The sequence below is a fragment of the Halogeometricum sp. S1BR25-6 genome, from assembly GCF_031624495.1.
Lineage (GTDB): Archaea > Halobacteriota > Halobacteria > Halobacteriales > Haloferacaceae > Halogeometricum > Halogeometricum salsisoli.
Genome location: NZ_JAMQOP010000002.1, coordinates 200,343 through 224,032 on the forward strand (window position 1 = coordinate 200,343; position 23,690 = coordinate 224,032).

The window sequence follows — 23,690 nt, forward strand, 5'->3', positions numbered from 1 at the left end:
AACGTGTACACAATCGCCGATAGAACCGGCGAAGAAGGCACAAGGACGGGTTTTTTACGCTTCGACGCCGCAGTCTCGTGTATGTCAGACGGGCGGGACGCTCAGACCCCCACACCCGGACGCGACGCGGGCCGACAGCAACCGACCGCCGCGGACCTCTCGGGGCCGACCGAGAAGTGCGGCGTCGTCGGCGTCGCCCTCTCGGACCGCGCGGCGGCGCGGCCCCTGTACTACTCCCTGTACGCGCTTCAGCACCGGGGACAGGAGTCGGCGGGCATCGTCACGCACGACGGGTTCCAACAGCACAGCCACGTCGAGACGGGCCTCGTCGGCGACGTGTTCGGTGAAGGGGACCTCGACTCGCTGGCGGGGACCACGGGCATCGGGCACGTCCGCTACCCCACGTCCGGGGGGCTGGGGTCCTGTTGCGCCCAACCGTTCTCCGTCTCGTTCAAGTCGGGGTCGCTCGGCCTCGCGCACAACGGCAACCTCGTGAACGCCGACGAGATACGCGCGGAACTGGAGGACCTCGGCCACGCGTTCACCTCGACGGGCGACACGGAGGTCATCGCCCACGACCTCGCCCGCAATCTCTTAGAAGAGGACCTCGTCCGCGCCGTCAAGCACACGATGAAGCGCGTCCACGGTTCCTACTCGCTCACCATCATGCACGACGAGACGGTGCTCGGCGTCCGGGACCCCGAGGGCAACCGGCCGCTCTGCATCGGCGAACTCGAAGACGGCTACGTCCTCGCCAGCGAGTCGGCCGCCATCGACACCCTCGACGGCGAACTCGTCCGCGACGTCCGACCGGGCGAACTCGTCGTCCTCGACGCCGATGGCTCCGGCTACGACACCTACCAACTCGTCGAACGGGAGGACACCGCCCACTGCTTCTTCGAGCACGTCTACTTCGCCCGCCCGGACTCCGTCATCGACGACACCCTCGTCTACGAGGCCCGCCGCGGATTGGGGAGGAAACTCTGGGAGGAGTCCGGCGTCGAGTCCGACGTGGTGATGCCCGTGCCCGACTCCGGCCGCGCGTTCGCCTCGGGGTACGCCGAGGCGGCCAACGAGACGACGCCCGACGGCGACCCCCGCGAGGGCGAGGACAGCGTCGAGTTCGCCGAGGGCCTGATGAAGAACCGCTACGTCGGCCGGACGTTCATCATGCCGACGCAGGACGAACGCGAACGCGCCGTCCGCCTGAAGCTCAATCCGATACGGAGCACCATCGAGGGGCGCTCCGTCACCATCATCGACGACAGCATCGTCCGCGGCACCACCTCCCGGCAACTCGTCCAACTCGTCCGCGACGCCGGCGCCGAGGAGGTACACGTCCGCATCGGCGCGCCGCCCATCGTCGCCCCCTGCTACATGGGCATCGACATGGCGACGCGCGAGGAACTCATCGCCTCCGATAAGACGACCGAGGAGATACGCGACGACATCGGCGCCGACAGCCTCTCGTATCTCTCCATCGACGCCATCAGCGAGGTGCTCGGGGAGTCGCGGACGGACCTCTGTTTGGGCTGTGTCACCGGCGAGTACCCCTACGACATCGACGGTGAAGCGACCGACCGCGACGTCTCCCGACCCGCCATCTCCGAGGGCGAACCGACGCCCGCGGACGACTGACGCGGCCGAATCGGCTCTCGATGCTCGCCCGTCCGCTCGGACGCCACCGCTCCGTTCCCGCCCGCACGGACCCGACTTCGTCTCCGCTCGAAGACATGTCGCGGCGCGACGACGGTTTCGTCCCGATACCAGACTCGACCCGACAGTCACCTTCGCGGCCGGGGCTGTTTATCCGCGTCGCGCGACACGTTCGAACCACGATGACCCTCGAAACACCCCGCGACCTGTTCGTGCACGAACTGAAGCAGATGTACTACGTGGAGAACCGACTCGTCGACGTGCTGGAAGAACTCGCCACCGAGACGCCGGACGAGAAACTCGCGAAGGGCTTCTCGTCTCACCGCGACGAGACGCGGCAGCAGGTGGAACGCCTCGAGCGGGTATTCCGGGAGATCGGCGAGACGCCCGAGGAGGCGGAGAGCGGCGCCCTCGACGGTCTGCTGCGCGACCGCGAGGAGTTCGAACGACAGGTCGGGTCGGACGACCTCAAGACTCCGTTCAACCTCACGGCGGGTATCAAGACCGAACGCGTGGAGATAACGGCGTACCAGTCGCTCATCACGCTCGCCAACGAGATAGAGTTCGACGGCGACGTGAAAGACCCGCTCGAAGCGAACCTCGACGAGGAGAAGGACACGCTGCGGTCGCTCGAGAAGATACAGAAGGGTTCGAGCATCAAGAACGTCATCCAGAACCTGCTGTAAGCGTTCGGAATCGGCGTTCTCCCTTTTCGTTCCGCGTGACCCCCCGGACCGCGTCGGGCCGCCGGTCAGTAGACGTGGTACAGCAGGAGGTACACCACGTCGCCGAGGAAGAAGGAGACGAGCCACAGCGACGCCGCCACCCGACCGACCCGCTTGTGCCGCGTGTCGTATATCTCCGCGACCGGTCGGGTCGCGGCGAGGAGGACGGCGTAGTAGACCAGCGGAATGCAGGCGATGGCTAGGAGGATGTGAACCGCCAAGGTCGGGAGGTAGACGAATCGATACACCGCCGCGGGGCCGGGGAACTCAGCCGTCCCCACGAGGGCGATGCGGTAGAGATAGCAGGCGAGAAAGGCGGCGAACAGCGCCAGGGTGGTGAGCATTAGCGTCCGGTGTCGGCGCACGTCCCCGCGACGTATCGCGCGCACGCCGAGGAGGATGGTTCCGATGGCCGTCGTGCTGAGCACTGCGTTCAGGTGCGGGATGGCGGCCAGCGCGCCGTCGGAGACGCGGGGGAGCGACGACTCGGGGACGTAGCCGAGCACGGTGCCGAACACGAGCGCCAGCGAGACGACGCTCAGTGCCGCCGTCGCCGCGGGGACGTGGTCTCGAGCGCGGAGTTGCATATCCGAAGGGGGAGCCTCGGCGGGCAAAACCGTACCGACCGCGTGGCGCCTGCGAACGCCCGACATGTGGACGCCGAAAGGAAACTCATTTAAATTACCCCGGACAACGAAGGAGTGCAACACGATACAGCGAGCGTGGGTAGCCAAGCTAGGCCAACGGCGCAGCGTTGAGGGCGCTGTCTCGTAGGAGTCCGCCGGTTCAAATCCGGTCCCACGCATCGCATGAGGGGTTCCGAAAGAACCCCCGACCGAGGCGGCATCGCCGCCGAGGCAACACGATGCAGGTGATTCCCTTCCGGGACATCACCCACGCACAATCCTTCGGACGCTAACTTCGCAGAGACGCCTCCGTGCCGACCCCGATTCTCGCACCTCACGTGCGAACGCGCCGCCGATTCCCGGACGCGCCGTCGTCCACCATTTTAAAAGGATAGAGCGGGTACGTGGGGGTATGCCGAAGTACTCCACCGGAGGCGGGGGAGGCGGGAACGACGGCGATAGCTGCGAACTCTGCGGTCGTTCGACGTCGAAACTCCGCCGCGCCAACGTCGCCGGTGCCGACCTGCTGGTCTGCCCGGACTGCGCGCCGCACGACGACTCCCAGCACAAGGGCGGCCAGTCGTCGTCCGGCGGTTCGTCCTCCTCGTCGTCCGACGGAAAGCCGAACAGGAAGAAGCGCGCCGCCCAGCGACAGGCGAAGATGTACGACCAGGCGAAGGGCGACTCCAAGCACTGGGAGAAGGGGACGAACTACGAGAAGGACCGACTCCCCTACCTCGTCTCCGACTACGGCGACGTGGTGGCGGACGCCCGGCAGGAGGCGGGTCTGACCGTCGAGGAACTCGCGGCGGAACTCGACGCCGAGGAGTCCGACGTCGACGCCGTCGAACAGGGACGGGCCACCCGCGCGGACGTCGGCGGGTCGCTCATCCGCTCCCTCGAAGAGCGACTGGGCGTGACGCTCGTCGACGAGTAGGTTCGACCCCTCGATTGACGCGACGACACCACTTTTGTCGACCGGCGGCGCACGGGTGAATCATGTTGACGCGTGCTCCCGCAGAGCCGACGATTCGCGAGTTCGAAGCCGAGGTGACGGGCGTCGACGGCCGCGAGGTGACGCTCGACCGGACGTACTTCTACGCCGAGAGCGGCGGCCAACCCGCCGACAAAGGGACACTCGGCGACGTCCCGGTCGAAGACGTGCAGACGGACGCGGAGACGGAGTCGGTGGTCCACACGCTCGAATCCGAACCCGACCTCTCCGAGGGCGACCGGGTGACCGGCGTCGTCGACGACGAGTTCCGGACCTACTGCATGCGCGCGCACACCGCCAGTCACGTCCTCTACGGCGCCGGTCGGGAGGTGCTCTCGGACCTCGGCTACGGCGGGTTCGACATCTCCCCCGAGAAGGTGCGCGTCGACTTCGCCACCTCCACAGATATCGACGACGAGACGCTGGTCGAACTCGAACGCCTCGTCAACCGCACCGTCTGGGACTCCCGCGGCGTCTCCTGGGAGGAGGTGCCGACCGAGGAGGCCCTCGACAGGGCGGAGGTGGCGTTCAACACGAAGACCGAGGAGGGCGTGATGGACGACGCCGACACGGTTCGTCTCGTCACCGTCGACGGCTGGGACGTGGCCGCCTGCGGCGGCACCCACGTCTCGAACACCGCGGAAATAGGACCGGTCACCGTCCTCGGCCGCTCGAACCCCGGCGAGGGCCTCACCCGCGTGGAGTTCGCCGTCGGCGAGGCGGGCGTCGACCGGCGGGCGACGGTCCACCGCGCGGCCCTCGACGCCGCCCGCGAACTCGAAACCGGCGTCGAGAACGTCGGCGAGGCGGCGGCGTCGCTCCGGGGCGACAACGAGCGGTTGGAAGGAAAGGTCCGCGAACTCGAATCCGAACTGCTCGGAAACCGCATCGCGGGGTTCGAGACGGTGACGAAGGAGGAGGCGACGTGGCGCGTCGGCGTGCTCGACGGCTTCGACGCCAACCGCGCGGGCGAGGCGGCGAAGTCGGCCGCGGGGGAAGCGGACGGCGCGGACGTGGTGGCCGTCGTCGGCGCGGGTGAGAGCCCGTACGTCGTCGTCGCCGCCGACGGGGACAGCGGCGTCCACGCCGGCGACGTGGTCGAGAGCGTCACCGACGAGTTCGGCGGCGGCGGGGGCGGCGGTCCGCCGTTCGCGCAGGGCGGCGGCCTCGACGCCGACCCGGTGGACGTGACGGCGTTTCTACGGGCGGTCTGAAGTCCACCCGGTCGCCGGAGGGACGACCCTCACTTCGGTCAGGTCCAGAGCAGACAGAGCAGACACCAGAGTTCGGAGGCGTAGGCGGCGGCCCAGACGGAGACGGTTGCGAGCATCGGCCGTTGTTTGCTGTCATCGGTCTAACCAGTTTCGACGCGCGAACCGAGTCGCTCCCGCCGCCGCGGATTCGCTCACCTTTTTCCATCACAGACCGAAGCGGAGGGTATGACACTCGCAGGCGCGGATTCGGCCCTCACCGACGAGCAGCGAGCGATTCGGGAGGTGGTCCGGGAGTTCGCCGCCGAGGAGATTCGACCGACGGCGCGGGAGGCGGACGAGACCGAAGAGTTCCCCGAGGCGGTGTGGGACGGCCTCGCGGACCTCGACCTGACGGGTCTGACCGTCCCCGAGGAGTACGGCGGGTTCGACGCCGACCGGGCGACGTACGCCCTCGTCAACGAGGAGGTGGCCTACGGGCAACTCGCGGTGGCGACGGCGCTGTCGGTCCACTGTCTCGCCACCTCCTGCATCGCAGAGTTCGGGAGCGACGAGCAGAAGGAGGCGTGGTTGCCGGAGATGGTCGACGGCCGCCCCGTCGGGATGTTCGCGCTGTCGGAACCCGACGCCGGGTCGAACCCCGCGGAGATGTCCACCGTCGCGCGCCGCGAGGGCGACGAGTACGTGATAAACGGGAAGAAGCAGTGGATAACGAACGGCGAACGGGGAGAGGTGTGCATCCTCTTCGCCAAGACGGACCGCGAGGACCCCGGGTCGGTCACGCAGTTCCTCGTCCCGAAGAGCGCCGAGTTCGAGGTGGGGAAGAAGGAGCACAAACTCGGCCTCCGCGCGTCGGACACGACGGCGTTGCTGTTCGACGACGTGCGAATCCCCGCGGAGAACCGACTCACCGAGGAGGGGGAGGGGCTCTCGGCGGCGTTCCACATTCTCACCGGCGGGCGCGTCGGCATCGCCGCGCAGGCAGTCGGCCTCGCGCAGTCGGCGTTCGACGAGGCGAAGACGTACGCGGGCGACCGCGAGCAGTTCGGCGGCCCCATCTCGGACATCCAGGCCGTCCGCCACAAGTTCTCCGAGATGGCGACGCAGATACACGCCGCGCGCCTGATGGTGCGCGAGGCGGCCCGGCAGGACGACGCGGGGGAGGACCCGCGCACCGCGGCCGCGATGGCGAAGTACTTCGCCAGCGAGGCGGCCGTCGACGTGACGAACGAGGCGGTCCAGATTCACGGCGGCTACGGCTACACGACGGACTTCGACGTCGAACGGATGTACCGCGACTCGAAGATAACGACCATCTACGAGGGGACCAGCGAGATACAGAAAAATATCATCGCGCGCGGCGTCCTCGATTGAACTGACTCGTCTCCGCCCGCTCAGCAGGGCTGTCGGGAGTGGGCCGTCTCCGCGTCCGCCTCGGAGTCGTCGCCGCAGTCGGTCTCGCTCGCACCGACGTCGTCTTCCTCCCCGCTTCCGTCCGCGTGGCCTTCGCTCACCGCCTCGTCGGCGCACTCGCCGTTCTCCAGCGGTCCGTCCGCCTCCTCGGTTTCGTCCGCCTCGTCGACGCGCCGCGCGGGGTTGCCGACCATCGTCGCGCCCGGCGGCACGTCTTTGCTGACGACGGCGCTGGCGCCGATAGAGGCACCCTCACCGACGGTGATAGCGCCGACGAGCGTCGCGCCCGCGCCGAGGACGACGTCCGACTCGACGGTCGGATGCCGCTTCCCGGCGTGCGGTTGGTTCGCGCCGAGCGTCACGCCGTGGTAGAAGTGCACGTCGTCGCCGACGTCGGCCGTCTCCCCGACGACGACGCCCGCGCCGTGGTCGATGGTGACGCGGCGGCCGAGTTCCGCGCCGGGGTGAATCTCGACGGCCGTGAGCAGGCGGGCCGAGTGCGACAGCAGGCGGGCGGCGAAGCGGCGGTCCCGCTTCCAGAGGGCGTGGGCGACCCGGTGGGTCCACACCGCCGTCATGCCGGGGTAAAAGAGGAGTACGTCGAGCGTCCCCCCCGCGGCGGGGTCGCGTTCCTGAATCGCGGCCACGTCCTCGCGGACCCGGGCGACGGCGTCGCGGAGGCGGCCGAACAGTCCGCGTTCGCGTCCGCTACGCCGAGCCATGGTTCCCCGCTCGTCGGTCGGTCGGCGCCGTCGAACCGTGCTGTCGCGCTCGTGGGTCGAAGCTCGCCGGACGGCGTCCGACTCGGCAACAACGCGGCCGCTGAGCGTCGAGGCGGTCGGGCGCGGTTCGTTCGTGCTGACCGGCGAGTTCGGTCATATCCTATATCGGAGTCCCACACTGAAAAGTCCGACCGAAGCGGTCTTTCGCGCGGGGGCCGACACTCCGTGCATGCCGACCGACACGGGACCGCGCGGACTCCGGAAGGAGTACGACGCGGTCGTCTGGGACCTCGACGGAACGCTCGTCAACCTCGCCGTGGACTGGGACGCCGTCGCCTCGGAGACGGCCGAGACGTTCCGCGCGGCGGGAATCGACGCCGGCGGGATGGACCTGTGGGCGATGCTGGACCTCGCGGACGAACGCGGGATGCGGGACGACGTCGAGGCCGTCATCGCCGGCCACGAACGCGAGGGGGCGCGACGCTCGACGCGCCTCGCATCCGCCGACCGGGTCGGGACGTTCGACCGCGAGGGCGTCTGCTCGCTCAACTGCGAGGGCGCCTGCCGCCTCGCCCTCGACGCGCACGACCTGACGGCGGGCGTCGACGCCGTCGTCGGCCGCGACACCGTGGCGACGCGGAAACCCGACCCCGAACCCCTCCTGGAGACGCTCCGCCGGATGGAGGTGTCCCCCGAAGACGCCGTCTTCGTCGGCGACTCGCGGCGCGACGAAGTGACCGCCGAGCGAGCGAACGTCGCGTTCCGCTACGTCGGCGACGGGTCGTCGGAGGTCTGAACGCCGAACTCCGGGTGCTGACCCTCCTCCCCCGCCCCGTCCCCCGCCGACGAGGGCGTTAAGTCGCCGACGCGCCAACGTCCGTCGATGAGCTATCCGGTCAGGTACTACTGCCCGCACTGCGGGGCCGTCGTCGAACTCGAACGCGACGGCTACCTCTCCGATAAGTCGGTCACGCCGTACCCGCTGGTCGGGTGGGAGTACGCCGACCCCGCCGAGTCGTTCGAGAACGACGACGCCGACGGCGTCCACTTCGTCTGCGGCGAGAGCGACGCCGAGGGCCTGCGCTGGACGGGGGAGGTGAGCGAGGCGGACGACGTGGAGCACCCGGGACTGGAGTCGCCCTGCGGGAACGACGTCTACCTCTCGTTCGTCCGCTTCGAGGACGGCCGCGAGGTCGACCCCGTTCCCGAGTCCGAGTACGTCGACATCGGGTCCGGCCCCCGGTCGGGGCCCAGAGGGCCGAACGGACCGTAGAGGAGCCAGCACCCCTCACGCGGGGTATATCTCTTCGGCGCGCGTCCGAGAGTGCGATATGACGCTCCCCATCCAGTCGATACTCGGTGACGCCGCGTTCTTCGTTCCGTTCGCCGTCTTCGGTCTCGGCGCCCTCGGTCTCGCCTTCTACCTCTCGCGTCTCGAACACGAAAAGGAGATGGCGCTCATCGAGGCCGGCGAGTACCGACAGCTCAGAACCGACGGTCGCGCGTGGATCCTCGGCGGCCTCCTCCTCGGCGCTCTCGGCCTCGCCGACGTGACGACGACGTTCCTCGCGGGCGGCGTCCCGCAGGAGGGTGTCGCCGCCGCGTTCGTCGGTCTCGCAGCCCTCGCGTACTACTTCTACAAACGCCGCGAGGACCGGGTCGACGCCCCGGAGAGCGCGACTCGCGCGTGAGTCGCGTTCCCGCGACCGACCTCATCCTTTGATGTTACAGACCGGGAACGTCCGGGCCACCTTGTCGCCGATACCGAGTTCGTCGGAGACGCGCACCACCTCGTCGACGTCCTTGTAGACGCCCGGCGCCTCCTCCGCGACGGTGGCGCCCGACTGCGCCTTCACGTATATCTTCTGCTGGTCGCGCAGTTCGTCTTGGACGGTCTCGCCCCAGTACTCCTGTTTGGCCTGCGTCCGACTCATCGTCCGGCCCGCGCCGTGCGCCGTCGACCCGAACGTGAGGTCCAAGGAGCGCTCGCCGCCGCGGAGGACGTAACTGCCCGCGCCCATGCTTCCCGGGATGATGACGGGTTGGCCCACGTCGCGGTACGCCGACGGGAGTTCCGGCCGCCCCGCGGGGAACGCGCGCGTCGCTCCCTTCCGGTGGACGTACAGTTCGCGGTCCTCGCCGTCGACCTCGTGAACTTCCTTCTTCGCGATGTTGTGCGCCACGTCGTACAGCAGGTCCATCTCCATCGCCTCCCAGTCGCGGCCGAACACGCGCTCGAACACCCGCCGCGTCCGGTGCATGATGAGTTGGCGGTTCACCCACGCGAAGTTGATGGCGGCGCACATCGCGCCGTAGTACTCCTCCGCTAGTTCGGACCCCGCGGGCGCGGCGGCCAGTTCCTTGTCCGGGAGCGAGTCGAGCAGGTCGCCGTGTTCCTTCTCTATCTTCCGGAGGTAGTCCGAGCAGACTTGGTGGCCCAGTCCCCGCGACCCGCAGTGGATGAGCACGACTATCTGGTCTTCCTCCAACCCGAACTCGCTCGCCACGTCTTCCCGAAAGACGTCGGTCACGCGCTGGACTTCGAGGAAGTGGTTGCCCGAGCCGAGACTGCCGAGTTGGTTCTTCCCCCTGTCCTTGGCCTTCTGCGAGACGGCGTCGGGGTCGGCGTCCGGCCGCCGGCCCTCGTCCTCGCAGTGCGCCAAGTCGTCCTCGACGGCGTGGCCGTGCTCTAACGCCCAGTCCACGCCGCGGTCGAGTACTCCCTCGACGGCGTCCACGTCGCCCTGCACGATGCCGCCGCCACCGAGGCCCGAGGGGACGTTGGCGAACAGGGCGTCGACAAGTTCCTCCTCTTTCCCTTCTAACTCGGCGTACGTGAGGTTTGTTTTCATCATTCTCACGCCGCAATTTATGTCGTAGCCGACGCTTCCGGGCGAGATACATCCCTCTTCGGCGTCCGTCGCGCCGACGCCGCCGACGGGGAAGCCGTACCCTTGGTGTCCGTCGGGCATGCAGATGGCGTGCTTCGTCATCCCCGGCAGGTGCGTGGCGTTTCGAAGCTGTTCGAGCGTCTTGTCCTGTCGGATCTGTTCGAGCAGTTGCTCGCTGGCGAGGACGCGCGCGGGAACCCGCATCTCCCCCTCGCGCGGCATCTCCCAGACGTGCTCGCGGACGCGTTCGAGGCGGATGTCGCCGAACTGTTTCACGTCGTCGTCGGTCATGGACGTGAGTTCGGCGGGACGAGTGAATAGGATTCCGTCCGCGGGTTGCGCGGCTCACGGGCGACCGACCCGATAGCCGCGGGCACTACACGTCGAAGACGACGTACGCCTCCCAGCCGTCGGCCGTCTCCGCGACGCACATCTCCGAGTAGGTCACGGCCTTCACCTCCCGGGCGTCCACGTCCGCGAGGGGGACGCCGCGCGCGGACCCCGAGAGCGTCCACTCCGCGCCCTCCTCTCTCACTTCGGCCTCGTTGTCGACGGGGAGGACGGCCCGCACGTCTCGTTCGTACACCAGTTGGTCGAGGTAGTCGAACAGGAGGGCCTCGACGCCCTCGGCGCGCACCTCAACAGGGAAGCGCTCCCCGCCGGCGTCCGGAATCTCCTCGCACCCGGCGGCGGCGAGGCCGTCGGCGACGGCGGCGAACAGACCCGACAGCGACGGCGCGGACGCGGCGACGGCCACGTCGGCGGTGTGGTCGCGGAGTTCGAAGCTCATGTGCTCGACTCCTCGCCCCCGTCCCGTCTCGCTTTCGGTCGGCGGCGTCGCGTCCGTCGGTGGTCGGTCCGTCCGCTCGACTCCGATGGGGACCGACCCGCCGTCTCCGCGGGCGTTCCCGCTGTCGCCGCTCCGCCCTCTAGAAGGTCGCTCGAGGGCGGACCGTTCGCGGCCAGACGCAGAAGCGACGGAGGAGTTATATTCAAGACGATTCTATCGGTTGGCGTGAGCGTCAACGTGGAGAAACGGGTAGACCAACCGGGGTCCGCGGAACACGCCGAACAGGCGTGGGAGCTGAAAGAGCGCATCCGGCGGTCCGAAGGCGTGCTGAAGCAGCGGCGCGGCTTCTTCATCGACGCCTACCGCCGCGCGACGACGCACCTGTACTTCGAGGACGAGACGCTCATCGGCTTCGCCTCGACGCGCCGCGACGGCTACATCCTCTTTCTCGCCGTCGCGCCCGAGGCGCGCGGGCAGAGCTACGGCGAACGACTCGTCGCCGAGGTGGCCCGCGACCACCGCTCGGTCTCCTGTCACGCCCGGACGACGAACGAGGGCGCGTTGGCGTTCTATCAGAACATCGGGTTCGAGGTCAAACGGGAGATTACGAGCTACTACGAGGACGGCGGCGACGCCTACTACCTCCGACTCGGGGAGAAAGCGAGCATCCGCGAGAAGTTCTCCGACCTGTTCCGACGGTAGTCTACACGTCTTCGACGATTTCGCCGAGACGGTCGACCGGGAGCGCCTGGTACGTCTCGGTGTCGAGGCCGTGTCGCTCGATGAGTTGCGTCACCTCGAACGCCTCGTCGTCGCCGTCGACGCGGAAGCGAACGTCGAAGTCGTAGGGGCCGAGGACGGCGTACGTGTCGAGGAGTTCGCCGCCGGCCTGCTGGACGTCTTCGCGGATCGAGCCCCAGATGGACACGAACTCCTGCGGGTTCTGGTACTCCATCTCGTTGACGTCGACGTGCGCGATATACGTCGGCATAATTCCCACTCGACGCCGAAGGAATAAAAGACTGTGTGTGACGGCGGCGCTCCCTCCACCCCGTTCATCCTCAACCTTTAATCGAACGCCGCATGTTGGTCCGCGTATGTACATCGGCGTACTCACGGTTCCGCTCGGCGGCGAATCGCTCCCCGACGCGCTCTCGTACCTCGACGACATCGGCGTCGACGGTGTCGAACTCGGCGTCGGCGGCTTCCCCGGCGACGACCACGTCGACCGGCGGGCGACCCTCGACGACGAGGAGAAACAGGAGGAACTGCTCGACCTGGTGGACGAACACGATATGCAGATAAGCGCGCTGGCGACGCACAACAACCCGCTGCACCCCGACGAGGAGAGGGCCGAGGAGGCCGACACGGAACTCCGCGAGGCCATCGAACTCGCCGACGCCCTCGACGTGGACGCCGTCACCGGCTTCTCCGGCCTCCCCGCGGGCGGACCGAACGACGAGGTGCCCAACTGGATTACGGCGCCGTGGCCGACGGAGCACGCCGACGCGCACGACTACCAGTGGGAGGTTGCCGTCGACTACTGGTCGGACCTCGCGGAGTTCGCCGACGACCACGGCGTGAACGTCGCCATCGAGATGCACCCGAACATGCTCGTCTACGAGCCCTCGGGCATGATGCGCCTGCGCGAGGCGACGAACGAGCGCATCGGCGCGAACTTCGACCCCTCGCACCTCTACTGGCAGGATATCGACGTCTGCCACGCCATCCGCTTCCTCGGCGAGAAGGACGCCATCCACCACTTCCACGCGAAGGACACGAAGGTGTACTCGTGGAACTCCCGGCTCAAGGGCGTCCTCGACACCACCGACTACACCGACGAATCGAACCGCTCGTGGCTGTTCCGCTCCATCGGCTACGGCCACGGCGAGAGCCACTGGAAGGACGTCGTGTCGACGCTTCGCATGGTCGGCTACGAAGGGGCGCTCTCCATCGAACACGAGGACTCGCTCACCTCCTCGAACGAGGGGCTAGAGAAGGCCGTCGACATCCTCGACCGCGCCGTCTTCGACACGCAACCGGGCGACGCCTACTGGGCGGAGTGAGGGGTCCGGGAAGCGTCGGGGACCCGACGGATATGAAACGCTAAACCGCCGCCGCGTGAAGCGCCGGCATGGCGCTCGATATCGGAATCCTCGGCTACCGGTTCATGGGCAAAGCCCACTCGAACGCATTGGCGCGACTGCCGATGTTCTTCCCGGACGCTCCCGACATCAATCGGCACACGCTCGTCGGCCGCGACGAGGAGGCTCTCGCCGACGCCGCCGACGAACTCGGCTTCGAGCACACCTCGACCGACTGGGAGTCGGTGATAGACGAGGTGGACGCCTTCTACAATCTCGGTCCCAACCACGTCCACGCCGAACCCTCCATCGCCGCCCTCGAAGCCGGCACACCCGTCTTCTGCGAGAAACCGCTCGCGCCCACCCTCGACACCGCCGAGGAGATGCGCGACGCCGCCGCCGACGCCGGCGTCCCCGCGGGCAACGCGTTCAACTACCGCTTCGTCCCCGCGATTCGGTACGCGAAGGGACTCATCGACGACGGCGAGCTCGGCGAGATTCGGGAGATAAACGGACGCTACCTGCAGGATTGGCTCGTCGACCCCGAGGCGCCGTGGTCGTGGCGCAACTCGAAGGAACTGGCCGGAAGCGGCGCGCTGGGCGACTTGGGCGCGCACACCGTCGACCTCGCGCGCTTCCTCGTCGGCGAACAGGCGGGCGAGATAGACCGCGTCTCCGGACACCTCCGGACGTTCGTCGACGAACGGCCCGTCCCCGGCGAGGACGAGACGCGCGAGGTGACCGTCGACGACGCCTACACGGCGCAGGTGGAGTACGAGAACGGCGCGATGGGGACGTTCGAGGCGTCCCGCGTCGCCGACGGGCACAAGAACGACCACACGATTCGGGTTCACGGCACCGAGGGGAGCCTGAAGTTCTCCTTAGAGCGGCTGAACGAACTGGAGTACAAGCGCAGCGACGGGAGAGGCTACGAGACGATTCTCGTCACGGACGGCGACGACCCGTACCTCGAGCACTGGTGGCCGCCGGGGCACGTCCTCGGCTGGGAGCACACGTTCGTCCACGAGAACTACGAATTCCTCTCGGCCGTGCGCGACGGCGAGGAGTTCCACCCCTCCTTCGAGGACGGCTACGAGGTCCAGCGGATTCTCGATGCCGTCGAGCGCTCCGACGACGGCGGCGAGTGGGTCGAGCCCTGAACGCCGGAGCGCCCGGCGGACCTCACCGGTCGTCGCCGCGGACTGCTCGCTCGACACCGCCTCCTCCGGAAAACCGGGACGCCGTCAGACCTCGAAGTGGAGGACGCCGTCGTCGGTGATGACCTGGTCGACGAGCGTCATCGGCGTGGCGTCGTAGGCGGGGTTCTCGATGTACACGTTCTCGACGGGTTCCAGCGACACTTCCGCGGGAGAGCGAATCTCGTTCTCGAAGACGAAACCGCTCTCGACCACCTTCGCACCTGACCCGACGACGGTGACGGGCACGTCGAGTTCGTTGGCGGTGGCGGCGATGGGGAACGTGCCGACGCGGTTGTACAGGGTGTTGCCGACGATGCAGTCCATCCCGACGACGACCCGGTCGCACTCTTCGAGGAAGATACCCGCCGCGCCGTCGACGAGGAGGTGCGGTTCGACCCGGTCGATGTCCGCAAGCGTCCGCGCCGACTTCCGGCCGAGGTAGCGCGGACGGGCCTCCGTCACGTAGGCGGTGAGGTGGGTCCCGGCCGACGCGGCGCCCTTGACGGCGTCCAGCACCGTCGAGGAGTAGTCGTGCGTGAGGAACGTCTCGCCGTCCTCGAACGTGTCTGCGGCGTGGGCGGCCGCGCGCGACTTCCCCTGCTCTACGTCGTCGACGACCCGTTCGATGGACTCCTCGGTGAGTTTCTTCGCCTCCTCGACCGACGACGCCTCCCCCTTGACGCGGTCGATTATCTCCTGCATCGCGTTGTACAGCGACGCGTGCGAGGGGTTCGCACGCTTCAGCGCGCCCACGTTGCGTTCGAGGTCGCGTTCGAACTCCTCGACCGTCGCGTGGTCGCGGTCGAGGAGGTCCGTCAGCGCGCGCGCGGCCTTGATGGCGACGACCGAGGAACTGTGCGTCTGCATCTCCCGAATTTCCTCTATCGTGTCGTCAATCATACCCGCAGGTCACGGAGTCGGGACAAAGACCTTCCGGGCGCGTCGTCGCCCGCCGGCGATTAGTGGCGTCGGGTGGGCCGACTCAGTCGTCCGCGTCGACCGCCGCCTCGGGCGGGGTGCCGCCGTCCCCGGCGTCGGTCCGCTTCGCGTAGAGGAAGACGGCGACGGCGGTGAGAATCCAGATGACCGCGCCGACCCGGACGGCGAAGGAGACGCGCGCGGCCCACGTCGGGAGGTCGTAGGCGACCGAGAGGGCGGCGACGGTGGGCGACCCGGTGAGGATGGTGACGACGAACGTCGTCTGCATCACCCACCCGTAGTCGACTCCGTCGGGGTTCGTCCGTTCGACGCGTGACACGGTGTATCCGTACGGGGCGAGCGAGTAATGCGTGCCGGTTTTCTCGCCTCAGCAGTCGGCGGACTTCGAGGTGGGTTCGCGCGGAATCTCAAGATACATAACAATTATCCTGAAGAATCCGGCAGCGGGACGCTTAACACGCGAAGCGGAGTCCGATAGGGCATGACGACGGTACGCGACGTGCGAGAGATGGCGGGTTCGACGCCGATAACGATGCTGACCGCCTACGACGCGACGACCGCCCGAGTGGCGAACGACGCGGGCATCGACGTGCTCCTCGTCGGCGACAGCGTGGGGAACACCGACCTCGGCTACGACTCCACGCTCCCGGTCACGGCCGACGACATCGCGTCGCGGACGGCGGCCGTCGCCCGCGGCGCGGAGGACGCTCTCGTCGTCGCCGACATGCCCTTCCTCTCCGTCGGCGTCGACGACGCCGAGAGCGTCCGCAACTGCGGGCGGATGGTGAAAGAGGCCGACGCCGACGCGGTGAAGTTGGAATCCGGCCCGCACACGGTCGAACTCACCGAACGACTCGTCGAACTCGGCGTCCCCGTGATGGCCCACCTCGGTCTCACCCCCCAACGAATGAAGGAGACGGGGTACGGCCGGCAGGGGACGACGCGAGACGAGGCCCATGAGATACTCGATTTGGCCCGCAAACACGAGGACGCCGGTGCGTTCGCCCTCGTCCTCGAACACGTCCCCGCCAACCTCGCCGCGCAGGTGACCGACGCGCTCTCGATTCCCACCATCGGCATCGGCGCGGGCGGCGACTGCGACGGACAGGTGCTCGTCGTCGACGACGTCCTCGGCCTCTCCGAGCGGTCGCCGCCGTTCGCGGCGCGGTTCGGCGACCTCAGAAGCGAGATGCTCGACGCCGTCTCCGACTACCGCGAAGCGGTCGAATCCGGCGACTTCCCGGCCGAGGAGCACGGTCACACCGCCGACGAACTGGACGAGTTGTACTGACCGGTTCGCGCCGTCGCTCGCGACTCGCGCGGGAAGCGATAGCCGTTCGAGCGAGGCGCCGACGGACCGTTCACTCGTCGAATCACGCGCGGAGGTGCCCGAAGGAAGCAAAACTGGCAGACCGATTATCGAAAGGTAGGAGACGAGGGGGCCGAGAGTTCGGTAACGTTCCACCGAGGCACAGGTGGGTTCCGTCTCCTGCCCGAGTATCACTTCGCACAGAGATTAAACCGCACGTTCACCCAGTTACTCATCCGTGAGGATTAGAGTGACAGTTACCCATCGGTAATCTCAGATACGCGGGACACACGCGGCAGAAAGGCGCAGATGACGAGAAATAGTGCGTCCTACTCGCCGAGTCGTCGCTCGACGAAGTCCCGCACGGCGACGTTGAACGCCTCGGGTCGCTCCAGCATCGCGAGGTGTGCGGCGTCCTCGACGACGCCGAGTTCGCAGTCCGGCATCTCCTCGGCGAGGTACTCGTGGTACCGCCGCGGCGTGAGTTGGTCGTGCTCGCCGACCAGCGCCAGCGCCGGCGTCGAAATCCGCCCGACGTCGTCGCGCACGTCGAACTCGTGACAGGTGCGGAAGTCGCGTTCGGTGACGGCGCGACCGACAGACTGCATCGCCTCCCGGGAGAACTCGGTGTACTCGCTCTCGGAGTCGGCGAACAGCAGTTCCGGCTGGTGGAGGAACTCCACGGCGCGCTCGAAATCCTCCGAGAGCCATCGCAGGAGGTCCTCGAGCACCCTGAGCCTCGCGCCCGTACCCGTGAGAACGAGGCCGTCGAGGGGAACCTCGCGTTCGAGAGCGACCGTGAGCGCCACGGCGCCGCCGAGCGAGTTGCCGACCAGCACCGACGCCCCCGTCTCCTCGGCGACGGCGACGACGTCGTCCACGTACGCCGACAGCGCCTCGTACCCCGAGTCAGCGTTCACGTCCTCGCTCTCGCCGTGTCCGCTCAGGTCGAGTGCGGCGACGGGCGTCTCGTCGGCGAGGCGGAACTGGGACTTCCAGACGGCGTGCGTCCCCCCGCTGCCGTGGACGAACAGGAGCGTCGGTCCGGCCCCGCCGCGGTCGGTGAACCGGTACGCCGTCTCCCGGCCGTGGTGCGTGACGGTTTCCATAGCCACCGTTGACGCCGGCCGCTGATAAAGCCCACACGCGGCTCCGGACGTCCGAAACTGTGAACCGCAATACGACCGTGAAATAAGAAAACGGCTCCCGTACCCCGATTCGTCGGAGAAAGATTTATATCCTAAGACGGATTACCTATGGTTAGGTCCCAACATGAGTACGCAACAGTTCGCCGGCGGAGACGAACGGTTCCTCCGCCGCTACGAGTACGAAAACGAGTGGGTCGTCGCCGTCGACACGGGCGCGTTCGGCGACGATGTCAGCGTCGACGTGGTCGGAACGACCGCCATCGTTGTCGCCGAATCGGGCGATACAATTACCGAGACGGAATTCGAACTCCCCGGTGAGGACGTAGCGGTCGCGACGAACAACGGCGTACTCACCATCACCATTCAAAAATGAAACTCATCGTCAAGCCACTGAAGCAGAAGGACGCCGGTCGCGGACTCGCGGCCATCGACCGCGAGGCCGCCGAAGAACTCGGTCTCGAGGGCGGAGACTACATTCGAATCGACGGCGACGGCGGCACCGCCATCGCGCGCGTGTGGCCGGGCTACCCCGAGGACCGCGATTCGGGCGTCATCCGCATCGACGGCCGACTCCGCCAGCAGGCGAACGTCGGCATCGACGACCGCGTGCAGGTCGAGCGCGCGGACGTCAAGCCAGCCAAGACGGTCTCCATCGCGCTCCCCCAGAACCTCCGCATCGGCGGGAACGTCGGGACGTACATCCGCGATAAGCTCTCGGGTCAGCCCGTCACGAAGGGCCAGAGCATCCAGCTCCCCCTCGGATTCGGCTTCATGACCTCCTCGAACCAGTCGGTTCCGGTGAAGGTCGCCTCCACGCAGCCGCAGGGGACGGTCGTCATCACCGACTCCACCGAGGTCCAGATCAGCCAGAAGCCCGCAGAGGAGATTCACGGCTCCGGCGAGGACGGCAGCGGCGAGGGTCCGTCGGTGACCTACGAGGACATCGGCGGCCTCGACCGCGAGCTAGAGCAGGTCCGGGAGATGATCGAACTCCCGATGCGCCACCCGCAGATATTCAAGCGCCTCGGCATCGAACCGCCGAAGGGCGTGCTCCTGCACGGCCCGCCGGGCACCGGGAAGACGCTCATCGCCAAGGCGGTCGCCAACGAGATAGACGCCAGCTTCCACACCATCTCCGGCCCGGAGATCATGTCGAAGTACTACGGCGAGTCCGAAGAGCAGCTCCGCGAGATATTCGAGGAGGCCGAGGAGAGCGCCCCCGCCATCGTCTTCATCGACGAGATAGACTCCATCGCCCCGAAACGCGGCGAGGCCGGCGGCGACGTGGAGCGACGCGTGGTCGCGCAACTGCTCAGCCTGATGGACGGACTGGACGAACGCGGCGAAGTCGTCGTCATCGGCGCGACCAACCGCGTCGACGCAATCGACCCCGCGCTCCGCCGCGGCGGCCGATTCGACCGCGAGATCGAAATCGGCGTGCCGGACCGCGAGGGCCGCAAGGAGATCCTGCAGGTCCACACCCGCAGCATGCCGACCGCCGAGGACGTCGACCTCGATGAGTACGCCGACATCACCCACGGGTTCGTCGGCGCCGACGTCGAGAGCCTCGCGAAGGAGGCCGCGATGAACGCCCTGCGGCGCATCCGCCCGCAGTTGGACCTCGACTCCGACGAGATAGACACCGAAGTGTTGGAGTCACTTGAGGTCCGCGACGACGACTTCAAGGACGCGAAGAAGGGCATCGAACCCTCCGCGCTCCGCGAGGTGTTCGTCGAGGTCCCCGACGTGACGTGGGAGGACGTGGGCGGTCTCGAAGGCACCAAAGAGCGCCTCCGCGAGACCATCCAGTGGCCGCTCGAGTACCCCGAGGTGTTCGAGCAGATGGACATGCAGTCCGCCAAGGGCGTGATGCTGTACGGTCCGCCGGGCACGGGGAAGACCCTGCTCGCGAAGGCCGTCGCCAACGAGTCCGAGTCCAACTTCATCTCGGTGAAGGGGCCGGAACTGCTCAACAAGTACGTCGGCGAGTCCGAGAAGGGCGTCCGCGAGATATTCAAGAAGGCGCGCGAGAACGCCCCGACGGTGGTGTTCTTCGACGAGATAGACTCCATCGCGACCGAGCGCGGTCGTAACTCGGGCGACTCGGGCGTCTCCGAGCGCGTCGTCTCGCAACTCCTGACCGAACTGGACGGCCTCGAATCGCTCGAGGACGTGGTCGTCATCGCCACGTCGAACCGCCCGGACCTCATCGACTCGGCCCTGCTCCGCCCCGGTCGACTCGACCGGCACGTCCACGTGCCGGTGCCCGACGAGGAGGCGCGCCGCGCCATCTTCAACGTGCACACCGAGCACAAACCGCTCGCGGACGACGTCGACCTCGACAAACTCGCGCGGAAGACGGAGGGCTACGTCGGCGCGGACATCGAGGCGGTCTGCCGCGAGGCGTCGATGGCCGCCAGCCGCGAGTTCATCCGCAGCGTGAGTCGCGAGGAGGTCACGGAGTCCATCGGCAACGTCCGCGTCACGATGGACCACTTCGAGACGGCTCTCGACGAGGTTCCCCCGAGCGTCACGGAGGAGACGCGCCGCCGCTACGAGGAGATCGAAGAGCGGTTCCAGAAGAGCGACGTGGAGCGCGAACCCGAGGGCGAGGTCAGCCGGACGTTCCAGTAAGGGACGCCTCGACGCCTCGTACCCCGTATCGCACGTCTCGACGCCCACCCGACCGAGCGTTTTTCTCCGGCGGTTCGACCGGTCGACCGACGACCTTTTAGCGCACCCTACCGCTACGTAGAGATACGTTCTCTCGGGAAGAGACGAAATCCACTAGTTGAGAGTTTATTTTACCGGAAATACGGTGTGTTCGGCGAGCGATTCGACGAACCGGCCGGTGGTGTCGACCGAATCCCTCGAATTCGCACGTCGAACGAAAACCCGTGTCCGCGCCTTACGCGCCCGCTTCGTCGAGGTCCGACAGAATCTGTTCGGCGTGTCCCTCGGGGGAGACGCCCTCGTAGGCGAACGCTATCTTCCCGTCCGGTGCGACGACGTAGGTGTTGCGGAACACGCCGTCGAAGGTGTCGCCGAACATGTTCTTCTCGCCGTAGGAGTCGTAGGCCGAAGCGACCGACCCGTCCTCGTCGGAGAGGAGTGGGAACGGCAGGTCGTGGTCGTTCTCGAACGCCTTGAGGTCCGAGACGGGGTCGTCGCTGATTCCGAGGACGGCGACGCCGCGGTCTTCGAACTCGTCGTAGGCGTCGCGGAACTCGCACGCCTCGGTGGTGCATCCCGGCGTGTTCGCGCGGGGGTAGAAGTAGACGACGACGTACTCGTCCTCGAACTGCGAGAGCGACACGGTCTCGCCGTCCTGATTCTCCAACTCGAAATCCGGCGCCTCGTCACCGACGCTGAGCATGTCTCCTCGGTCGGCCGGGAGCGTCAAAACGGCGCCGGTCGCGGCGAGTCGGTCGGTCCCGTCGACCGAGCGTCAGTCGAGGCGTTCGGCCGCGCCGCGTTCGACGAGGGGGCCGGCGTTCGTCGCCGGCAGGGTGACAACGTCCTCGGTGGCGAGGTCGTACTCGCGTTCGTCGACGCCGAGAATCTGCCCCACGTCGCGGGTGATACGGAGGGTGACGCGGTCGGTGTCGGTGTCGGTATCCGCGTCCGCCGCCGCACCGCCGGCCTCGGAGTCTGTCCCCGTCTCCGACGCGCCGCCGGGTCCACCGGCGTCCGCTCTCGGCGCGTCGTCGACCGGGGGTTCGTCCTCCGCGCCGTCCTCGGCGACAGCCGACCCCTCCGTCGCGGGGCGGTCGGCCTCCGTCTGCCGAGATTCGGCGGGCGCTTCCGCGGCGTCGGCGGACGCCTCGCTCCCGGCGTCTGTCGCCCCTTCGGCGTCCTCTCCGTCCGCCCCGCCGCCCATCGCGTCCGCGAGCACGTCGCCCGACCCGCCCGTCGGCGCGTCGGGGTCCACATCCGGCGGGGCCGGGGGGGCGTCGTCGGTCGGGTCCGCGGCCGTCCCCTCGTCCGTCCCGCGGGTCGCGGAGGAGTCGTCGGCCGGGTCAGTCAGGTCGGCGTCCGGACTCGGTCCCTCGTCGGCCGGCCCGACGGGGTCGGAGGGAACGGAATCGGAGGACGATGCCGCGCCGGAACGCTTGCCCGCGAGGACGTCGAGGACCGTCTCGCGGTTCCCCTTGATGCGGTCGACCAGGTCGTCGAACAGGTTCCGCTCCTCGGCGGTGAGACCGTTGGTATCGGCGCTCATGTCCGCCGCGGCGAAGGAGGCGAGTTTGACCACCTTGCCGACGCGGCGTTCGTAGACGGCCTCGACCACGTCCTCCGCGGTCTCTATCTCGTCCGTGAGGCGACCCACGTCGGGGTCGGAGAACGGGTCGTCCGCGCGGTCCGCCACGCGCTTTCGCTCGGCCTTCTGCCGGGCGATGTAATCGGCCACGTCCTCGTAGAACGAGTCCCGGAGGTGCTGGAGGCTGTCCTTCTGTCGTTCCGTCCGTCGGACGCTCCGTAACTCGTCTAAATCCATTATCTGATCTTCTCCGCGCGACCCCGGGCCATGAGAAAGACCCCGAGGCACTCTTCCACAGACTGGTCACCTTCGCTGAGTGTAAAACTATCGCCGTCGAACTCGACCGGTCCCGGGTCCGTCACGCGGACGTCGATGTCGTTCCCGCGGAAGCGGTCGACGACGGCGTCTTCGAGCGGTTCGAAGCCGTCGATTTCGTCGCGGTCGAGCGCTTTCACCCGCAGCGACGACCCGCCGTGGAGGCTCCCCGGCAGGCGGATGAGTCGCTTCGTGTCCGTCGTCACCGGTTCGTCGATGGGCGCCGTCTCCGCCTCGACGGCCTCGCGCGCCAGGGCGTCCACGAGGATGCGCGTCCCCGGACCGCCGGCCTCGACGTTGCCCTCGCGGATGGCGTCGAAGTTGCCGTGTATCTGCCCGAGGATGGTCTGTGCGCGTCCCTCGCCGATACCCTGCAGTTCCTGCAGTCGCTCCAGCGCCGACGCCTCGTCCATCTCGCGGAGGTCGGCGGCGAGCGTTAGAAGTCTGTCGTGCACGCGCGCGCCCCACCCGCCGCGACGTCGGAGGACGCGCCGGGTCGTTCCCCGGTTCGACTCGGTGCCGATCAATCCCTCTACGTCGAGGTCGATGGCGCGGACGTAGTCGACGATTTCGCGGCGCGCCTCGCTGTCGAGTCCGCGCACCGACTCGTCGCGCACGTGGACGTGGTAGCCGCGACCGCCGGAGAAGACGACCTGCGTCTCGCGGAACTCGAAATCGTCCTCCAGGAAGTCGAGAAGCTTCAACAGGTCCTCCTTACAGGCCGCGAGCATGTCCGCGTACGGGGTCGTCTCGGGGTCGACGCCCGGCAGGTGGTCGGCGTCCAGGTCGAACACGAGGTCGGCCGACCGCCACCCCTTCTCCTCCATCGTCCCCGCGCCGGGGTCGTCGAACCGCGCCGAGGAGAAGTAGACGTGCCGGGGCGCCGTCCGCGCGAGGAAGTCGCTCACGTCTCCGAGGTCGAGGATGGACTGGTGGCGGACCATCGTCGTCCCGCCGGCGCTCCACGGGATGTACCCCCACTCGCGCCGCTCCGAGGCGGGCGGCAGGGAGACCCGCGCGCGGCGGTAGTAGTCGCCGAACCGCCCTTCCAGGTACTCCCGAGTTCGCGCCTCCATAGCTCTGCGGTGATAACGAAGGCGGGAGTAAAGCGGTTGCGTCTTCGGCGGGGCGCCGTCGCGGCCGCCGCCCCGGCGACGACTTCCAACCGGGTCGAACCGCTCGAACGTGTGACGAAGCGAGTCAGCAACTATTGGTAAGCGTTATGGCCGCGAACTCCTTACGTCGTACCATCTCGACGGGCGGTTTCGAGATCGACCGCTCCGGGCCGTCTCCGCCACGTTCTACCGTCCGGTCGTAGTGTAATCCAGATAACTACAACTCCCGTAGTTACTGCTACCAAAACTATAAATAATCCTGATTCAAAAATACAGACTGTAATGGTCGATA

General features: G+C 67.7%; 24 protein-coding genes, 1 tRNA gene and 1 pseudogene. 15 read left to right on the forward strand and 11 right to left on the reverse strand.

What is annotated here, in order from left to right; all coding sequences use genetic code 11:
• Positions 1–81: 81 nt before the first annotated feature.
• Positions 82–1,638 (forward strand): amidophosphoribosyltransferase, encoded by a 1,557-nt coding sequence (gene purF, locus NDI76_RS10980; RefSeq protein ID WP_310924120.1) that lies wholly within the window; start codon positions 82–84, stop codon positions 1,636–1,638.
• A 200-nt stretch (positions 1,639–1,838) separates the two neighbouring features.
• On the forward strand, positions 1,839–2,342 hold the full coding sequence (locus tag NDI76_RS10985; RefSeq protein ID WP_310924121.1) for a YciE/YciF ferroxidase family protein: 504 nt from the start codon (positions 1,839–1,841) through the stop codon (positions 2,340–2,342).
• 65 nt (positions 2,343–2,407) lie between these two features.
• On the opposite strand, the gene NDI76_RS10990 is transcribed toward NDI76_RS10985, so the two are convergent.
• Positions 2,408–2,968 (reverse strand): DUF420 domain-containing protein, encoded by a 561-nt coding sequence (locus NDI76_RS10990; protein WP_310924122.1) that lies wholly within the window; start codon positions 2,966–2,968, stop codon positions 2,408–2,410.
• A 133-nt stretch (positions 2,969–3,101) separates the two neighbouring features.
• Here NDI76_RS10990 and NDI76_RS10995 point away from each other — a divergent pair.
• The 4 genes from NDI76_RS10995 (at position 3,102) to NDI76_RS11010 (ending at position 6,586) form a co-directional block, all read left to right on the forward strand.
• Positions 3,102–3,186: transfer RNA gene (locus tag NDI76_RS10995), tRNA-Leu, on the forward strand.
• Positions 3,187–3,419: 233 nt separating this feature from the next.
• Positions 3,420–3,944, forward strand: a complete 525-nt coding sequence (locus NDI76_RS11000; RefSeq protein ID WP_310924124.1) for a multiprotein-bridging factor 1 family protein — start codon at positions 3,420–3,422, stop codon at positions 3,942–3,944.
• A 62-nt stretch (positions 3,945–4,006) separates the two neighbouring features.
• Positions 4,007–5,215 carry an alanyl-tRNA editing protein gene (locus NDI76_RS11005; RefSeq protein ID WP_425498356.1) on the forward strand — a complete coding sequence of 403 codons (1,209 nt, stop codon included), beginning with the start codon at positions 4,007–4,009 and terminating at the stop codon, positions 5,213–5,215.
• A gap of 225 nt (positions 5,216–5,440) precedes the next feature.
• Entirely contained in the window at positions 5,441–6,586 is a 1,146-nt protein-coding gene (locus NDI76_RS11010) for an acyl-CoA dehydrogenase family protein (RefSeq protein WP_310924126.1), read from the forward strand.
• 203 nt (positions 6,587–6,789) lie between these two features.
• Here the strand turns inward: NDI76_RS11010 and cysE are convergent.
• Positions 6,790–7,347, reverse strand: a pseudogene (gene cysE / locus NDI76_RS11015) (serine O-acetyltransferase); the annotation flags it as partial.
• 229 nt (positions 7,348–7,576) lie between these two features.
• Between cysE and NDI76_RS11020 the strand changes: the two are divergent.
• From NDI76_RS11020 to NDI76_RS11030, 3 genes are all read left to right on the forward strand, one after another.
• A complete protein-coding gene (locus NDI76_RS11020) occupies positions 7,577–8,143 on the forward strand; it encodes an HAD family hydrolase (RefSeq protein ID WP_310924128.1) in 567 nt (188 codons plus the stop codon).
• A gap of 87 nt (positions 8,144–8,230) precedes the next feature.
• A complete protein-coding gene (locus tag NDI76_RS11025) occupies positions 8,231–8,620 on the forward strand; it encodes a DUF7969 family protein (RefSeq protein WP_310924129.1) in 390 nt (129 codons plus the stop codon).
• A 58-nt stretch (positions 8,621–8,678) separates the two neighbouring features.
• The gene (locus tag NDI76_RS11030) at positions 8,679–9,038 is read left to right on the forward strand and encodes a hypothetical protein (RefSeq protein WP_310924130.1); all 360 of its coding nucleotides are present in this window, start codon (positions 8,679–8,681) and stop codon (positions 9,036–9,038) included.
• A 21-nt stretch (positions 9,039–9,059) separates the two neighbouring features.
• Here the strand turns inward: NDI76_RS11030 and NDI76_RS11035 are convergent, their stop codons facing one another.
• Complete coding sequence (locus NDI76_RS11035) at positions 9,060–10,529, reverse strand: RtcB family protein (RefSeq protein ID WP_310924131.1); 1,470 nt, start codon at positions 10,527–10,529, stop codon at positions 9,060–9,062.
• Between the two features lie 85 nt (positions 10,530–10,614).
• Positions 10,615–11,028, reverse strand: a complete 414-nt coding sequence (locus tag NDI76_RS11040) for an archease (protein ID WP_310924132.1) — start codon at positions 11,026–11,028, stop codon at positions 10,615–10,617.
• A gap of 225 nt (positions 11,029–11,253) precedes the next feature.
• Between NDI76_RS11040 and NDI76_RS11045 the strand changes: the two genes are divergently transcribed.
• On the forward strand, positions 11,254–11,730 hold the full coding sequence (locus NDI76_RS11045; RefSeq protein WP_310924133.1) for a GNAT family N-acetyltransferase: 477 nt from the start codon (positions 11,254–11,256) through the stop codon (positions 11,728–11,730).
• A gap of 1 nt (position 11,731) precedes the next feature.
• On the opposite strand, the gene NDI76_RS11050 is transcribed toward NDI76_RS11045, so the two are convergent.
• On the reverse strand, positions 11,732–12,019 hold the full coding sequence (locus NDI76_RS11050) for a GYD domain-containing protein (RefSeq protein ID WP_310924134.1): 288 nt from the start codon (positions 12,017–12,019) through the stop codon (positions 11,732–11,734).
• Between the two features lie 106 nt (positions 12,020–12,125).
• On the opposite strand from NDI76_RS11050, the gene NDI76_RS11055 reads away from it, so the two are divergent.
• Positions 12,126–13,094 carry a sugar phosphate isomerase/epimerase family protein gene (locus tag NDI76_RS11055; protein WP_310924135.1) on the forward strand — a complete coding sequence of 323 codons (969 nt, stop codon included), beginning with the start codon at positions 12,126–12,128 and terminating at the stop codon, positions 13,092–13,094.
• A 68-nt stretch (positions 13,095–13,162) separates the two neighbouring features.
• Positions 13,163–14,272, forward strand: coding sequence for a Gfo/Idh/MocA family protein (locus NDI76_RS11060; RefSeq protein ID WP_310924136.1), 1,110 nt, complete (start codon positions 13,163–13,165; stop codon positions 14,270–14,272).
• Between the two features lie 84 nt (positions 14,273–14,356).
• Here the strand turns inward: NDI76_RS11060 and NDI76_RS11065 are convergent, their stop codons facing one another.
• Together NDI76_RS11065 and NDI76_RS11070 are read right to left on the reverse strand one after the other, a co-directional pair.
• Positions 14,357–15,211 (reverse strand): eIF2B alpha/beta/delta subunit family protein, encoded by an 855-nt coding sequence (locus tag NDI76_RS11065; protein ID WP_310924137.1) that lies wholly within the window; start codon positions 15,209–15,211, stop codon positions 14,357–14,359.
• Between the two features lie 82 nt (positions 15,212–15,293).
• Positions 15,294–15,569 carry a DUF5822 domain-containing protein gene (locus NDI76_RS11070; RefSeq protein WP_310924138.1) on the reverse strand — a complete coding sequence of 92 codons (276 nt, stop codon included), beginning with the start codon at positions 15,567–15,569 and terminating at the stop codon, positions 15,294–15,296.
• 162 nt (positions 15,570–15,731) lie between these two features.
• Here NDI76_RS11070 and panB point away from each other — a divergent pair, with 162 nt between their 5' ends.
• Positions 15,732–16,541: a 3-methyl-2-oxobutanoate hydroxymethyltransferase gene (panB, locus tag NDI76_RS11075; RefSeq protein ID WP_310924139.1), complete on the forward strand. Its 810-nt coding sequence runs from the start codon at positions 15,732–15,734 to the stop codon at positions 16,539–16,541.
• Between the two features lie 347 nt (positions 16,542–16,888).
• Here panB and NDI76_RS11080 read toward each other — a convergent pair whose 3' ends face one another.
• Positions 16,889–17,668, reverse strand: coding sequence for an alpha/beta fold hydrolase (locus tag NDI76_RS11080; RefSeq protein ID WP_310924140.1), 780 nt, complete (start codon positions 17,666–17,668; stop codon positions 16,889–16,891).
• A gap of 163 nt (positions 17,669–17,831) precedes the next feature.
• Between NDI76_RS11080 and NDI76_RS11085 the strand changes: the two genes are divergently transcribed.
• Both NDI76_RS11085 and NDI76_RS11090 read left to right on the forward strand, forming a co-directional pair.
• Positions 17,832–18,080 carry an Hsp20/alpha crystallin family protein gene (locus NDI76_RS11085; RefSeq protein ID WP_310924141.1) on the forward strand — a complete coding sequence of 83 codons (249 nt, stop codon included), beginning with the start codon at positions 17,832–17,834 and terminating at the stop codon, positions 18,078–18,080.
• Positions 18,077–20,341 carry a CDC48 family AAA ATPase gene (locus NDI76_RS11090; RefSeq protein ID WP_310924142.1) on the forward strand — a complete coding sequence of 755 codons (2,265 nt, stop codon included), beginning with the start codon at positions 18,077–18,079 and terminating at the stop codon, positions 20,339–20,341. The genes NDI76_RS11085 and NDI76_RS11090 overlap by 4 nt, the downstream gene beginning before the upstream one ends.
• Before the next feature lie 274 nt (positions 20,342–20,615).
• On the opposite strand, the gene bcp is transcribed toward NDI76_RS11090, so the two are convergent.
• The 3 genes from bcp to priS all read right to left on the reverse strand — a co-directional run bounded on the left by bcp (position 20,616) and on the right by priS (position 23,359).
• A complete protein-coding gene (gene bcp, locus NDI76_RS11095; RefSeq protein ID WP_310924143.1) occupies positions 20,616–21,083 on the reverse strand; it encodes a thioredoxin-dependent thiol peroxidase in 468 nt (155 codons plus the stop codon).
• Positions 21,084–21,155: 72 nt separating this feature from the next.
• Positions 21,156–22,205, reverse strand: coding sequence for a DNA replication complex subunit Gins51 (locus NDI76_RS11100; RefSeq protein ID WP_310924144.1), 1,050 nt, complete (start codon positions 22,203–22,205; stop codon positions 21,156–21,158).
• Positions 22,205–23,359 carry a DNA primase small subunit PriS gene (gene priS / locus NDI76_RS11105; RefSeq protein ID WP_310924145.1) on the reverse strand — a complete coding sequence of 385 codons (1,155 nt, stop codon included), beginning with the start codon at positions 23,357–23,359 and terminating at the stop codon, positions 22,205–22,207. The genes NDI76_RS11100 and priS overlap by 1 nt, the downstream gene beginning before the upstream one ends.
• Positions 23,360–23,690: the final 331 nt, after the last annotated feature.

Coding starts and splice junctions, on each gene's coding strand:
- purF (WP_310924120.1), top strand. CDS start 82: ATGTCAGACGGGCGGGACGCTCAGACCCCCACACCCGGACGCGACGCG.
- NDI76_RS10985 (WP_310924121.1), top strand. CDS start 1,839: ATGACCCTCGAAACACCCCGCGACCTGTTCGTGCACGAACTGAAGCAG.
- NDI76_RS10990 (WP_310924122.1), bottom strand. CDS start 2,968: ATGCAACTCCGCGCTCGAGACCACGTCCCCGCGGCGACGGCGGCACTG.
- NDI76_RS11000 (WP_310924124.1), top strand. CDS start 3,420: ATGCCGAAGTACTCCACCGGAGGCGGGGGAGGCGGGAACGACGGCGAT.
- NDI76_RS11005 (WP_425498356.1), top strand. CDS start 4,007: ATGTTGACGCGTGCTCCCGCAGAGCCGACGATTCGCGAGTTCGAAGCC.
- NDI76_RS11010 (WP_310924126.1), top strand. CDS start 5,441: ATGACACTCGCAGGCGCGGATTCGGCCCTCACCGACGAGCAGCGAGCG.
- NDI76_RS11020 (WP_310924128.1), top strand. CDS start 7,577: ATGCCGACCGACACGGGACCGCGCGGACTCCGGAAGGAGTACGACGCG.
- NDI76_RS11025 (WP_310924129.1), top strand. CDS start 8,231: ATGAGCTATCCGGTCAGGTACTACTGCCCGCACTGCGGGGCCGTCGTC.
- NDI76_RS11030 (WP_310924130.1), top strand. CDS start 8,679: ATGACGCTCCCCATCCAGTCGATACTCGGTGACGCCGCGTTCTTCGTT.
- NDI76_RS11035 (WP_310924131.1), bottom strand. CDS start 10,529: ATGACCGACGACGACGTGAAACAGTTCGGCGACATCCGCCTCGAACGC.
- NDI76_RS11040 (WP_310924132.1), bottom strand. CDS start 11,028: ATGAGCTTCGAACTCCGCGACCACACCGCCGACGTGGCCGTCGCCGCG.
- NDI76_RS11050 (WP_310924134.1), bottom strand. CDS start 12,019: ATGCCGACGTATATCGCGCACGTCGACGTCAACGAGATGGAGTACCAG.
- NDI76_RS11055 (WP_310924135.1), top strand. CDS start 12,126: ATGTACATCGGCGTACTCACGGTTCCGCTCGGCGGCGAATCGCTCCCC.
- NDI76_RS11060 (WP_310924136.1), top strand. CDS start 13,163: ATGGCGCTCGATATCGGAATCCTCGGCTACCGGTTCATGGGCAAAGCC.
- NDI76_RS11065 (WP_310924137.1), bottom strand. CDS start 15,211: ATGATTGACGACACGATAGAGGAAATTCGGGAGATGCAGACGCACAGT.
- panB (WP_310924139.1), top strand. CDS start 15,732: ATGACGACGGTACGCGACGTGCGAGAGATGGCGGGTTCGACGCCGATA.
- NDI76_RS11080 (WP_310924140.1), bottom strand. CDS start 17,668: ATGGAAACCGTCACGCACCACGGCCGGGAGACGGCGTACCGGTTCACC.
- NDI76_RS11085 (WP_310924141.1), top strand. CDS start 17,832: ATGAGTACGCAACAGTTCGCCGGCGGAGACGAACGGTTCCTCCGCCGC.
- NDI76_RS11090 (WP_310924142.1), top strand. CDS start 18,077: ATGAAACTCATCGTCAAGCCACTGAAGCAGAAGGACGCCGGTCGCGGA.
- bcp (WP_310924143.1), bottom strand. CDS start 21,083: ATGCTCAGCGTCGGTGACGAGGCGCCGGATTTCGAGTTGGAGAATCAG.
- NDI76_RS11100 (WP_310924144.1), bottom strand. CDS start 22,205: ATGGATTTAGACGAGTTACGGAGCGTCCGACGGACGGAACGACAGAAG.
- priS (WP_310924145.1), bottom strand. CDS start 23,359: ATGGAGGCGCGAACTCGGGAGTACCTGGAAGGGCGGTTCGGCGACTAC.